The following is a 12,747-nucleotide window of genomic DNA, read 5'->3' as shown; positions in this document are numbered from 1 at the left end:
TCGGTACCGTCGCCGCGCGTCGTTGCCGTGGTCAGCACACCATCGCGATAAGTGAGCGCAATCGCCGCCCCGTCGATCTTGAGCTCCACGGTGTAGCCGCTCACGTGCACCGACGCGCCGACCACGCGCTCGATGGATTGCTCGAAGGCGAGCAGTTCCGCATCGTCGAAGGCGTTGTCCAGCGAGAGCATCCGGACCAGGTGCCGATGCGTCTGGAACGCGCCCTGCACGGGCGCACCCACCCGGAGCGTGGGTGAATCTTCCGTGCGTAGTGTGGTGTACTCCTGTTCGAGGGCCTGAAGCTCGCGAAAGAGCCGATCGTACTCGGCGTCCGTGAGCGTGGGGCGGTCGAGCACGTAGTACTCGTGCTGCGCGCGGCTCAGCTGCTCACGCAACGCCGCAGCGCGCTGTACGGTGGAGGAGGGAACGACGCTCATCCGCGGAATGTATCGATGGGGAAGGGGGGCGTCATCCGTCCCTCTCCGGTCGTCGACGGGCAGGTGCCGGAACGCCGGCGCAGGGCGAATGCCACAGACTCATTTCACGCGCTCTGGCGCGGGAGGTCGCATGTTCCACAGCATCACGCAGGATCGCGGTGATCGCATCGATGCACGTGCACTCGGACTCGGGCTGCTCATCGGTGCCGCCATCGGCGCCGGGGCTGCCCTGCTGATGGCACCGGCCAGCGGTGAGCAAACCCGTCGTCAGCTGCGGCGCCACGCGCGACGACTGGCCGAGCAGGGGAGCGATACCCTGTCCACGCTGCGGGACGACGCCGATGAAACCGCGCGCCGCTTGGCACGCCGTGGCATGAGACAGAGCCGCAAGGCGGCCAGCCGTGTCCGCGAGCTCACCCGCGACGTCGCCCCCTGGTAAGCTCGCCGGACGCCGCGCGCCGAGCGTCTATCGCAGCTTCTTCAGCTCGTCGTCAGCGCTTTGGCGGTAGCGATCATCGTTCGCGTCCTGCAGCGGAGCGCGCAGCGCGGCCTGGTACGCGGCGCGCGCTTCGTTCGGACGTCCGGCGTCACGAAAGATGCGCGCGAGATCCAGATGGTGCACCAGACGGTTGGGCTCCACCGCGACCGCGAGCTCCAGATAACGAATCGCTTCGGCCCAACTGGCGGAGCCGAGCACCTGCCCGCCGAGAAACGCCTTCGCGACGGAACGCAGGATGCCGTTCAATCGCATCACTTCGGCGTTCCAGACCCCGAGCACATGCAGGGCACCGGGATGTCTGGGCTGAAACTGCAACGCCTTGAGCGCCGTCTCGCGAACCTCGACCGCGTATTTCACGCGATCACGCGGATTCGCGGCGAGCGCCGTACGACCGACGGCGCGAGATAACTGAAAATGCCCCTCGGCGTCGTTCGCATTCGCCGCGACCGCCCGCCGCGCGTAGTCCGTCGCCCGCACGTACAGTGCCGTGCGCGTGGGGATGTTCGTTTCGAATTCTCCCAGATCCACCGCTTCGCGCGCGGCCTTCCAGAGCGCCACGTACGATTTGGGCTCCGCCTGTATGGCTCGCTCATAGTTGCTGAGCGCCGCCGCCGGACGGCGCGCCACACTTTCGCGGTCTCCGACGCTGAGCAGCTCACTCACGCTCTGCGAGTCAAGTGGCCGCGGCGACAGCGGCAGCCCCGGCAGCGCGAGCATGGCGACGCCGATGGCCAAGCCGAGGGCCGAACCGATAACGGCGCGCTGCGCCCGGTGACGTGCGCCCTGGGGCGCGAGGAGGTAGGTTGGCTGCATCATGAGCACTCAATGTTGGCACGCGCGCTGATCGAGCGAAAGCGCGACGGCGGTCGAATCTCTCCCGCCGAGTGGCGCACGCTCATGTCGCAGTACGCGACAGACGAGGTTCCGGACTACCAGATGGCCGCCCTGGCGATGGCCATCTACTTCAATGGGCTTGATCGAGACGAGATCGGTGCCCTCACCGATGCCATGCTGCACAGTGGCGCCATGCTCGATCTCGATCATCTCGTGATGGCGCGCGTCGACAAGCATTCCACCGGCGGCGTGGGTGATAAAGTCTCCCTGGTACTGGCACCGCTCATCGCGTGCCTCGGCGTGGCGGTGCCCATGATGTCGGGTCGCGGACTGGGGCACACCGGCGGTACCCTCGACAAGCTCGAATCGATCCCAGGGTTTCGTACCGATTTGTCGCTGGCCCGTGCCACCGAGCAGCTCGAACGGATCGGCTGCGCGCTGATCGGCCAGACGCGCGAGATCGCCCCCGCCGATCGCCGGTTGTACGCCCTGCGTGACGCCACCGCCACCGTGGAGAGCATCCCGCTGATTTCGGCCAGCATCATGTCGAAGAAGCTGGCCGAAGGGTTGACTGGTCTGGTGCTCGACGTGAAACGCGGGTCGGGCGCCTTCCTGCCGGAGCTCGACCGCGGACTCGCCCTGGCCCGCACCATGATCGAGCTCGGGGCCGATCACGGGTGTCCCGTCGTGGCGCTCATGACCGCCATGGACCGGCCGCTGGGACGGGCCTGCGGAAATGCGCTCGAGGTGGAGGAGTCGATCATGGCGCTCCGGGGTGAAGGCCCGCCCGACCTCATGAAGGTCACGTACGCCTTGGGTGCCGAGATGTTGGTGCTCGCCGGCGTAGCGTCCAATCGCGACGACGCATTCCGTCGAATGGAAGTGGCCATCTCCAGCGGCCGTGCTGCCGCGAAGTTTCAGGAGATCATCGCCGCCCAAGGCGGAGACCCCAACGTGATCGACGACCCGTCGATCCTTCCGCAGGCCGCCGAATGTGAGCTGTATCTGGCCCCCCGCGACGGCGTGGTCGCGCAGGTGGAGCCGAAGACCATCGGCCGCGGGATCACGGCGATGGGTGGTCAACGGACCAAGGTGGAGGACGGCATCGACCCCAGCGTGGGCTTCGTGATCACCGCCCGAACGGGCGACATCGTGAGGGCCGGGGAGCCGTTGGCCACGGTCTTCGCGAGGGACCGAGCCGGGGTGGACGCCGGGCTGGCGACCCTTCGCGAGGCGATTACCATCGCCGACGACGCCGAGCCCCCACTGCCTCTGGTCTCGCACCGGGTCACCGAGGCGGGGGTGGAACTGTACGACGCGTCTTGGTAGCTTACGGCTCGGCTGTGAACCGGCCGCCTTTTGATCACCGACGCCTCGCGTCCCCGTCGCCATACCATGATCGCTCCGAAGACGAACCGTCTGCTCAGTCTCGTGGCTGCCGCTGCCGTGCTCCCGCTGCTCGGGTTGTACGCGCTCCTGATGTACATCGCTACGCCGTCCCCCACGGGCGGCATGGAGCCGACGGTCACCACGATTTGCTACATCGCGTTCACGGTCATCTTCTCGGCGCTCATCATCGTGGCGCTGAATTTCTCGAGGCAGCTGTCGCGCGAAGCGAAGGGTGTGTACCTCACGCCGTAATACGGGCGGGGGGGGTGAACGAAGGGCGCGGGATCTTTATGATCCCGCGCCCTTTCTGTGTTTGGACCCACAACTCCGGACCTCAACTCGAAACCCGACACTCACGTGAGTGCCGGGTTTTGAGCAAAAGTTTGGAGTGCTGGGTCCGGGGCGCAAGCACGTAGGGTCCCGACGTGGAGTCCGTGTTCAGGATCACATCGCACGTAAGTCAGTGCACGCTCTCCAACGCCGGGACTCCCGCCATGCGCCACATCAGACTGATTGCGTTCGTCACGGCATCGCTTACGGTGAGCGCGTGCGCCGGTGACGGCACGACACAACCCGTCAGCCTCGATACCCCGACGGTCGCACCAAACGCCGACGCCGTGACGGTGGTGTCGCCTAATAGCACACAGGCGGCGATGGTCGGGGTGCCGTTCGCGTACGATGCCACGAAGGCCGGTACGGCGTTCAGCGATCCGCGACGATCAGGACTCACCTACACGGTGTCGTTCACGCCGGCTGTGAGCGGACTCGCGGCGACAAACGGGCGTATCACCGGCACCGCCGCCGAGCCCGGTGTCTATACCGTCACGATCACCGCCCGTGACAACAGCGGCAGTAGCGCATCGCACAGCTTCTCGATCGTGGTATTCGCGGGCGATCTCACGGTGCCGACGTTGCCCGCTACCGCCCTCTCGTACTCCGATGCAGGCAATCCGCTGCCTCGGCATTTCTCACAGGCCGCGCCGAACGCCGGCAGCCCGATCGGGGCCGACAACACGCCCGCGTCCAATCGCACGACCGATGCCGGCGCCACGCTGGGCCGCGTATTGTTCTACGACCGCCGCCTGTCGGTCAATGACCGAGTGTCGTGCGCTTCCTGTCATCAACAGCAGTTCGCCTTCTCCGACACCGCGAGGCTGAGTCGTGGATTCGCGGGCGCAGTCACCGGCCGACACAGCATGGGTCTCGCCAACGCGCGCTTCTACGCGAGTGGGCGATTCTTCTGGGATGAACGCGCCGCGAGTCTGGAAGCGCAGGTGCTGCAACCCATTCAGGACGCCACCGAAATGGGCATGACGTTGCCGAACGCGCTCGCGAAGCTCTCGGCCACCACGTACTACCCGGCGCTGTTTACCGCCGCATTCGGTACGAGCGACATCACGAGCGATCGGGTGAGTCTCGCGCTCTCGCAGTTCGTTCGGTCACTGGTATCGGCAAACTCGAAGTTCGACCGTGCCTTCGGCATGAACGGCGTGCCGAACTTCGCCGCCACCTTCACGGCGCAGGAGCTCGCCGGCCAGGATCTCTTCAACGGCCGCGCCGGCTGCGCACGGTGTCACGGTACGAACGCGCACATCAGCGACAACGTGCACAACACCGGGCTCGACGCCACGATAACCGATGTCGGCGCCGGCAATGGGCGCTTCAAGGCGCCGTCGCTGCGCAACATCGCGGTGCGACCGCCGTACATGCACGATGGCCGCTTCCGGACGCTCGAGCAGGTGATCGCGTTCTACGACAGCGGTGTGCAGAACAACCCGGGGCTAGACCCGCGGATGCGCGGCCCCGGCGGACAGCCGCTCCGCCTCAATCTGTCGGCGGCCGAGCGGGCGTCGTTGGTGGCGTTCCTCGGGACGCTCACGGACAACACGTTCCTGACCGATGTGAGGTTCTCGAATCCGTTCGGGCGGTAAAGCACATGTGAGTGTGGAGTGGTGAGTCCACGTTCGGAGTGCTGAGTTCGCACTCACGACTCGGGACTCGAACGCGAAACCCGACACTCACGTGAGTGCCGGGTTTCGCGTTCGAGCTTCGACTCAGGAGTCCACTAGATGTCGAGGTTACTCACGAATCTCGCATTGGTCTCGATGAACAGCCGGCGCGGCTCGACCTCGTCACCCATCAGCGTTTGGAACGTCTGGTCGGCCAGCACGGCGTCTTCCATCGTCACGCGGAACATCGTGCGGGTTTCCGGATCCATCGTCGTCTTCCAGAGCTGCTCGGGGTTCATTTCACCGAGACCCTTGTAGCGCTGGATGTTGATGTTGCCGCGCCCTTCCGGTCCACCGAGCCGCTCCACGTAACCGTCGCGCTCCTTCTCGGTGTAGGCGTAGTACTCTTCCTTCCCCTTGGCCACGCGATACAGGGGGGGCTGCGCGATGTACATGTAGCCGGCGTCGATCAGCTCCGGCATCTGACGGAAGAAGAACGTGAGCAGCAGCGTGCGGATGTGCGCGCCGTCCACGTCGGCGTCGGTCATGATGATGATCTTGTGGTAGCGCGTCTTGGTCAGGTCGAACTCTTCCTTGATGCCCGAGCCGATTGCCGTGATGATCGTCCGGATTTCCTCGTTGTTCAGCACCTTGTCGAAGCGCGCCTTCTCCACGTTGATGATCTTGCCGCGCAATGGCAAAATCGCCTGGAAATCGCGCTTACGTCCCTGTTTGGCCGAACCGCCGGCCGAGTCGCCCTCCACGAGATAGATCTCGCAGAGCGCCGGGTCGGAGAGGGAGCAGTCGGCCAGCTTGCCGGGCAGGTTGGCCACGTCGAGCGCCGACTTCTTGCGCGTGAGATCGCGCGCCTTGCGCGCCGCTTCACGGGCCCGCGCCGCCGACATCGCCTTGTCGATGATGATGTTGGCCGACTTCGGGTGCTCGTCGAGGTACTGCGTGAGCAGTTCGTTCATCACGCTGCGCACCGCGCCTTCGACTTCCGAGTTGCCCAGCTTGGTCTTGGTCTGCCCTTCGAACTGCGGCTCCAGCACCTTCACCGACAGCACCGCCGTGAGGCCTTCACGCACATCGTCGCCCGACAGGCGCGTTTCCTTGTCCTTCTTGTTGAGCGTCGACTTTTCCTGGATGTACTTGTTGATGACCGACGTGAGCGCGCTCTTGAAGCCGGTGAGGTGCGTGCCGCCTTCGTGCGTGTTGATGTTGTTCACGAACGAGAACACGTTCTCGGCGTAGCTGTCGTTGTACTGCAACGCCATCTCGATGCCGATGTCGTCACGCGTGGTATCGATGTAGACCACGTCCTGATGCAACGGCTTCTTGTTGCCGATCAGGTACGTCACGAACTCCTTCAGTCCGCCGCGCGCGAAGAACACTTCTTCGCGAGCCTGCCCGTCCTTCATTTCGTCGGGGCGCTCGTCGCGCAGCGTGATCTGAATCCCCTTGTTCAGATACGCGAGCTCACGGAGACGGCTGGCGAGGGTGACCCACTCGTAGCGCAGCGTTTCCTGGAAGATCTCCCCATCGGGCTTGAACCACACCTTCGTGCCCGTTTCCTTGGCCGCAACCGTGCGCATCACCTTGAGCTTCGTCTGCGTGATGCCACGCTCGAAGTCCATGTAATGCTCCTTGCCGTCGCGCTTGATCCACACCTTGAGCTGCTTCGACAACGCGTTCACCACCGACACGCCCACGCCGTGCAGACCGCCCGACACCTTATACGTGTCCTTGTCGAACTTGCCGCCGGCATGCAGCACCGTCATGGCGAGCTCCACACCCGGCATCTTCTCGACCGGGTGCATGTCCACCGGAATGCCGCGCCCGTTGTCCTCGACCGAGATCGAGTCGTCCTCGTGGATCGTGACGTGCACCCGGTCGGCATGGCCGGCCAGCGCTTCGTCGATCGAGTTGTCCACCACTTCATATACAAGGTGGTGAAGGCCACGCGCCGAGGTGGACCCGATGTACATGCCGGGGCGCTTGCGGACCGCTTCGAGCCCCTTGAGAACGGTGATGCTATTTGCGCCGTACCCGTTCTCGGGCTGTTCGCTGCTATTCGCCATGAGGTGGGGATATCCCGAAGAAATGAACTGCGGCGGCCATTCGACTGGCCTGCAAACACAACCCCTGAATATAGTCGCGCCGTCGTCCGCGCGCAACTCGACGGTTGTATTGTAAGTCGTTGCGGCAAAACAGCTTGCGGCGAGGCTGACTCAGCGCTGCAGCATCCAGCGCAGGCGCGTCACCGGGGGACGCGATGGGTCCCGGTTCACGGACCGCAGCAGGTCGGGCTCGAGAAACGTGAGCTCCTGCATCCACGCGTGCGTCTTCACCATCACCACCAACGTGCCATCCTGCTGCAGCAGCAACGGTTCCGTGACCGCCGCGATCTGCGCGCCCACCAGCGCTGGCCATTCCGGAATCACGGCCGCCTGCGCCACGCGATCGGTCAGCCCGGCGTGCTGCAACACCGAGGCGAGCACATCGCCGAGCTTGGCGGGCGCGCGTTTCTTCGGCTCAGCACTCATGGCTGCCGCACCAGTGGCTGCAGCAGCCCATCGCACATCGATCGCTGCTCGAGCCGGGTGAACGCCGCGGGGATGTCTTCCACGCGCGGCACGGCCAACAACACCTGCGAGGCGCCCGAATCTTCAAGCAACGCCAGCACGCGCCCCGCCCGGCCGAGGTCGAGCTCGGCGAACGGATCATCCAGCAGCAAGAGCGGCGGATAGCCCACGGCATCACGCAGCGTGGCCAGCTCCAGCAAGCGCAGCGCGATCGCCGCACTGCGCTGTTGTCCGGCCGATCCGAACGTGCGCATATCGCGACCGCCCAGCAGCAACTGCAGATCGTCGCGATGCGGTCCCACCATCGTGACACCACGACGCAGTTCCTGTGGGCGCTGCTGCGCGTACGCCCGTCGATACGCCTCGGCCTGCGCGTCGGCGCTCGTGAGCTGGTCGTCCGCGGTCTCACCGCCGGTTGCGGCATACTTCATCACGACGGTCTGCCGCTCGCCGATCGCCGCCGAGAGCTGCGTGAACCGCGCGGTGTGATCGCGCACGAACGCATGTCTGGTGGCCGCTACGATGCCACCATGCTCGGCCATCGCCGGCTCCCATACGCTCACCCGGGCCTCGTGCTCGGCCGCGCGTGCGCCATCGCGCTGAGCGGTACGCAGCGCCGCGTTGCGTCGCAGCAGGCCGCCCCGATACTGCTGCAGCGCCTGCAGGTAGGCGCGCGACGACAGCGCGAGCATGACGTCGAGATAGTGCCGCCGCTCGCTCGGTCCGCCAGCCACCAGCGCGACATCGGCCGGCGAGAATTCCACCGACGGTACCGCCCCGAGGGCGCTCGTGAGCCTCGGCTGTTCCACGCCATCGAGCATCGCGCGCTTGCGTCGCGTGCTCCGCTCGAACCCGACGGTCACGGTGTTGAACGCCGATGGTGGCGCGAGCTCGGCGCGCACGTGAAACGCCGCGGCGCCGAAGCGCACCACATCGGCGTCGCGCGCGGCGCGGAACGACCGCAACAGCGCGAGATACGCCACCGCTTCGAGGAGATTGGTCTTGCCATGCCCGTTCTCGCCGACGATCACCAGCCCGGTCGAGGGAACCTCGAGGTCGAGCTGTGTGAAATTGCGGTAGTCCTTGGCGGTCAGGCGGGCGAGCACGTCGGCGGCGCGATCAGCGCCCGGTGAACTGGGGAGGGCGCTTTTCGAGAAACGCGCGCATCCCTTCCTTCATGTCGGCCGTGCTCGAGAGCAACCCGAAGAAGTCGGATTCGATCGTGCATCCTTCTTCCAGCGGAACGTCCTGGCCGCGGTTAACCGCCTCGATGCACCCCGCGATCGCCAGGGGAGCGTTGGCCAGCATCGTCGTGAGCAGGGCGCGCACGGTCGTGATCAGCGCCTCGGGCGTCGTAACCTGGTCCACCAGGCCAAGTCGGTGCGCTTCGGCGGCGTCGATCATGTCGCCCGTGAGCAGCAGTCGCAGCGCCGCCCCACGACCGATCAAGCGCGGCAGGCGCTGAGTGCCGCCGTACCCCGGGACGATCCCGAGCTTCGCTTCCGGCTGGCCCAGCTTGGCCTTCTCGCTGGCGATGCGCACGTGACACGCCATCGCCAGTTCGCAGCCGCCGCCCAGCGCGAATCCGTTGATCGCCGCGATCGTGGGCTTGGGACTGGTTTCGAAGCGACGGAAAATCACCTGTCCCGCCCGGGCGCGACGCTGCGCTTCCAGCGGTGACTGGCTTTCCAGTTCGGAGATATCCGCCCCCGCCACGAACGCCCGGCCGGCGCCGGTGAGCAGCACCGCGCCCACGTCGTCGCGCGCGTTCGCTTCGTCGATGGCGATCCCGAGTTCGGCGATCGTGGCATCGTTCAACGCGTTCAGCTTGTCCGGACGGTTGACCGTGATCGTGGCGATACGGTCGGAGACGTCGAAGGTCAGGAACTGATAGGCCATGGCGGACCGGGGTAGAGCGGGGGAAGGCGCGAGGAGCATGAAATCTACACAGGACGCTGGCATCGACGCTCCGGTCTGCTACGTTTGGCCCGTGCTTCCCCTCTTCGTCGTCGGCTGGTCTCCCGACCAACGCGCCCTCCGGATCCTCGATCAGCGTCGCCTCCCCGCTGCCGAGGTGATGCGCGATCTCGTCACGCTCGACGACGTGATCGATGCCATTCGTACCCTCGCCGTCCGTGGCGCGCCCGCGATCGGTGTGGCGGCCGCGATCGGCCTGGTGGTCGCCCTCGACCACAACAGCGAGGGGCGTGGGGAGCGCGCGCGGGAGCTCCTCGCGCGATACGCCGAGCGGCTCATCGCGTCGCGCCCCACCGCGGTGAATCTGTCGTGGGCCGTGCGGCGGCTCATGGCGGTGGCCTCGGCCGTGGGCGACGACGCGCTGCTGGCCGCGCTCCGGGCCGACGCCGAAGCGATTCGCGTCGAGGATGTCGCCATGTGCGAGGCCATTGGCCGTTTCGGACTCGACCTCGTCCCCGACGGAGCGCGGCTACTCACGCATTGCAACGCGGGTGCGCTGGCCACGGCGGGCATCGGAACCGCGCTGGCCCCGGTGCACCGCGCCCATCGGGACGGGCGTCGCGTGCACGTGTACGCTGATGAGACGCGACCGCTGCGTCAGGGCGCGCGGCTTACCGCGTGGGAGCTGCAACGCGCCGGCATTCCGGTCACCGTATTGCCGGATGGCGCGGCGGCGTCACTCCTGCGGAGCGGCGCGGTCGACCTGGTGCTCGTGGGTGCCGATCGTATCACGGCCAATGGCGATGTCGCCAACAAGGTCGGTACGTATGGCGTGGCGCTCGCCGCGCGCGCCCATGGCATTCCGTTCTATGTGGCCGCCCCGTGGAGCACCATCGATGTGGCCACGCCCACCGGCGTCGACATCGAGATCGAACACCGTCACGCCGACGAACTCGGCGAACTCCCCATCGGCGCTCGGGTATGGAACCCGGCGTTCGATGTCACGCCGCGCGAGCTCGTCAGCGGCTACCTCACTGATCGCGGCCTCGTGCAGCCGCCCTTTTCCGGAGCTACCGGCGTATGAACTGCCAATGACGTGCGTCCTCGCCATCGATCAGGGCACCACGGGCACGACCTGTCTCGTGATCGGCCGGAGCGGGCAGATCCTCGGACGCGCCTACCGCGAGATCACGCAGCATTATCCCGCGCCAGGGTGGGTCGAACACGACGCCCATGAAATCCTCGACCGCACGGTGGCGGCCGCCCGCGAGGCGATCGCCGATGCCGGCGTCGACCCGATCGCCATCGGGATCACCAACCAGCGCGAAACGATCGTCGTGTGGGAGCGGGCCACGGGACGCGCCGTCCATCGCGCCATCGTGTGGCAGGATCGTCGCACCGCCGATCGCTGCCTCGAGCTGGCGCCGCAGGCGGCGATGATCGCCGAGAAGACCGGCTTGGTCACCGATCCCTATTTCAGCGCCACGAAGCTCGAGTGGCTACTGCAGCAGCCGGGCCTGCGCGAACGGGCGCAGCGCGGCGAGTTGGCGGCGGGCACCATCGACAGCTGGCTGGTGTGGCACCTCACCGGCGGCGCGTCGCACGTGACCGATCACACTAACGCGTCGCGCACGATGCTCTATGATCTGGGTACCCACGCCTGGTCGCCCGAGCTGTGCGCACTGTTCAGCGTGCCGGCCGACCTGTTGCCGCGTATCGTGCCATCGAGCGGTCTGATCGGCACCGCCGTGGCCTCCGTGCTGGGCCATGCGATCCCCATCATGGGCATCGCCGGCGATCAGCAGGCCGCGCTGTTCGGGCAGGGTGGCTGGCACGCGGGGAGTGGAAAGAACACCTACGGCACGGGAGCGTTCCTGCTGCTCAATACGGGCACGGCGCGTCCAACCGGGGCCACCGGCCTGCTCACCACGATCGCCTGCGATGAGCGAGGGGCGCCGGTGTACGCCCTCGAGGCGTCCATCTTCATTGCCGGCGCGGCGGTGCAGTGGCTGCGCGACGGCCTTGGCATCATTGCCACCAGCAGCGAGACCGAAGGGTTGGCCCGGTCGCTCGAGAGCAATGAGGGGGTGTACTTCGTGCCGGCGTTGGTCGGCCTGGGGGCGCCCGACTGGGAGCCGAATGCGCGGGGCACGATTGTCGGCCTCACGCGCGGGACCACGCGAGCCCATCTCGCCCGCGCCGCGCTCGAGGCCATGGCGTACGCCACCAACGACGTCCTGGGCGATATGCGCACGCAGGGGGGTGTCGCCTTCGATCGGTTACGCGTGGATGGTGGCGCCACGGCCAATGACTGGCTGATGCAGTTCCAGGCCGATGTGCTCGGGGTACCGGTGGAGCGTCCGGACATCGTGGAAACCACGGCGCTGGGGGCCGCCGGCCTGGCGGGTTTGGCGGCCGGCCTGTGGGCGAATGGGGATGAGTTTCTGGCCGGGCGCCATTTCACACGGTTCACCCCAACCGGCGACGCGACGGCCACCGCCGGCTACGCCGGGTGGCGCCGGGCGGTGCGCGGGGCGTTGGGGTGGGCGCGTGATACCGAGCGGGCACCCTGAACTGCTTGAGATCGTTGACGGCCTAGCTGACGCCCGACCGCCCCAGCGCTATCTTCTACGAACACCATCCGGACGACGAGGACGGGTCCCGTGAAAGCTCGAAATAAATTTCTGCTCGGCGGCGTGCTGGTGCTTGGCACCGCGGGCTATCTGATGGCCAGCTCGATCGACGAGACGGCCACCTATTATCTCACGCCAGGTGAGCTCGCCGGCAAAGTGTCGGAGAACCCGCGCTTCGTGAACACCGGCGTGAAGGTCGGTGCCCGCGTGGTGAGCGGCACGATCGTGCGTGACGCGTCGGGCCAGTCGCTCACGTTCAAGATGACCGACGGCACGAAAACGTATGACGTCCGGTACCGTGGCATCGCGCCCGACACGTTCACCGATGGGGTCGATGTCGTGGTCGAAGGGCGTCTCGACGCCAACGGCACCTTCCAGGCGACCACGCTGTTGGCCAAGTGCGCGTCGCGCTACGAAAACGCTCCCGAGAAGTACAAGGACACGCCCGGCTACAAGCAGGGTATGCCGGCAACCCCGCGCGCCTAGTTGTTGCGCGCCTGCGCG

At 66.5% G+C, this 12,747-nt stretch carries 12 protein-coding genes and 1 pseudogene; 7 read left to right on the top strand and 6 right to left on the bottom strand.

Going from position 1 to position 12,747, the window contains the following annotated elements:
* A pseudogene (locus tag ACIRA7_RS07210) lies at positions 1–437 on the bottom strand (NAD-dependent DNA ligase LigA); the annotation flags it as partial.
* A 130-nt stretch (positions 438–567) separates the two neighbouring features.
* On the opposite strand from ACIRA7_RS07210, the gene ACIRA7_RS07205 reads away from it, so the two are divergent.
* Entirely contained in the window at positions 568–876 is a 309-nt protein-coding gene (locus ACIRA7_RS07205) for a YtxH domain-containing protein (RefSeq protein ID WP_396220173.1), read from the top strand.
* A 27-nt stretch (positions 877–903) separates the two neighbouring features.
* Here ACIRA7_RS07205 and ACIRA7_RS07200 read toward each other — a convergent pair whose 3' ends face one another.
* On the bottom strand, positions 904–1,752 hold the full coding sequence (locus tag ACIRA7_RS07200; protein WP_396220172.1) for a hypothetical protein: 849 nt from the start codon (positions 1,750–1,752) through the stop codon (positions 904–906).
* Positions 1,753–1,761: 9 nt separating this feature from the next.
* Between ACIRA7_RS07200 and ACIRA7_RS07195 the strand changes: the two genes are divergently transcribed.
* The 3 genes from ACIRA7_RS07195 (at position 1,762) to ACIRA7_RS07185 (ending at position 5,090) form a co-directional block, all read left to right on the top strand.
* Positions 1,762–3,099, top strand: coding sequence for a thymidine phosphorylase (locus ACIRA7_RS07195; protein WP_396220171.1), 1,338 nt, complete (start codon positions 1,762–1,764; stop codon positions 3,097–3,099).
* A gap of 66 nt (positions 3,100–3,165) precedes the next feature.
* On the top strand, positions 3,166–3,411 hold the full coding sequence (locus ACIRA7_RS07190) for a hypothetical protein (protein ID WP_396220170.1): 246 nt from the start codon (positions 3,166–3,168) through the stop codon (positions 3,409–3,411).
* 242 nt (positions 3,412–3,653) lie between these two features.
* Complete coding sequence (locus tag ACIRA7_RS07185) at positions 3,654–5,090, top strand: cytochrome c peroxidase (protein ID WP_396220169.1); 1,437 nt, start codon at positions 3,654–3,656, stop codon at positions 5,088–5,090.
* A gap of 134 nt (positions 5,091–5,224) precedes the next feature.
* On the opposite strand, the gene gyrB is transcribed toward ACIRA7_RS07185, so the two are convergent.
* The 4 genes from gyrB to ACIRA7_RS07165 all read right to left on the bottom strand — a co-directional run bounded on the left by gyrB (position 5,225) and on the right by ACIRA7_RS07165 (position 9,592).
* Positions 5,225–7,189 (bottom strand): DNA topoisomerase (ATP-hydrolyzing) subunit B, encoded by a 1,965-nt coding sequence (gene gyrB, locus ACIRA7_RS07180; RefSeq protein ID WP_396220168.1) that lies wholly within the window; start codon positions 7,187–7,189, stop codon positions 5,225–5,227.
* A gap of 150 nt (positions 7,190–7,339) precedes the next feature.
* Positions 7,340–7,654 carry a DciA family protein gene (locus ACIRA7_RS07175; RefSeq protein ID WP_396220167.1) on the bottom strand — a complete coding sequence of 105 codons (315 nt, stop codon included), beginning with the start codon at positions 7,652–7,654 and terminating at the stop codon, positions 7,340–7,342.
* The gene (gene recF / locus ACIRA7_RS07170; protein ID WP_396220166.1) at positions 7,651–8,799 is read right to left on the bottom strand and encodes a DNA replication/repair protein RecF; all 1,149 of its coding nucleotides are present in this window, start codon (positions 8,797–8,799) and stop codon (positions 7,651–7,653) included. Before recF ends, ACIRA7_RS07175 begins: the two co-directional genes overlap by 4 nt.
* 13 nt (positions 8,800–8,812) lie before the next feature.
* The gene (locus tag ACIRA7_RS07165) at positions 8,813–9,592 is read right to left on the bottom strand and encodes an enoyl-CoA hydratase/isomerase family protein (protein ID WP_396220165.1); all 780 of its coding nucleotides are present in this window, start codon (positions 9,590–9,592) and stop codon (positions 8,813–8,815) included.
* A 91-nt stretch (positions 9,593–9,683) separates the two neighbouring features.
* On the opposite strand from ACIRA7_RS07165, the gene mtnA reads away from it, so the two are divergent.
* The 3 genes from mtnA to ACIRA7_RS07150 all read left to right on the top strand — a co-directional run bounded on the left by mtnA (position 9,684) and on the right by ACIRA7_RS07150 (position 12,729).
* Positions 9,684–10,694, top strand: a complete 1,011-nt coding sequence (gene mtnA, locus ACIRA7_RS07160; protein WP_396220164.1) for an S-methyl-5-thioribose-1-phosphate isomerase — start codon at positions 9,684–9,686, stop codon at positions 10,692–10,694.
* A gap of 7 nt (positions 10,695–10,701) precedes the next feature.
* Positions 10,702–12,183, top strand: coding sequence for a glycerol kinase GlpK (gene glpK / locus ACIRA7_RS07155; RefSeq protein WP_396220163.1), 1,482 nt, complete (start codon positions 10,702–10,704; stop codon positions 12,181–12,183).
* A 90-nt stretch (positions 12,184–12,273) separates the two neighbouring features.
* Complete coding sequence (locus ACIRA7_RS07150; RefSeq protein ID WP_396220162.1) at positions 12,274–12,729, top strand: cytochrome c maturation protein CcmE; 456 nt, start codon at positions 12,274–12,276, stop codon at positions 12,727–12,729.
* The last annotated feature ends 18 nt before the right edge of the window (positions 12,730–12,747 follow it).

It is taken from the genome of Gemmatimonas sp., from assembly GCF_044376735.1.
Classification (GTDB): domain Bacteria; phylum Gemmatimonadota; class Gemmatimonadetes; order Gemmatimonadales; family Gemmatimonadaceae; genus Gemmatimonas.
This window is presented reverse-complemented; position numbering and strand designations above follow the sequence as displayed.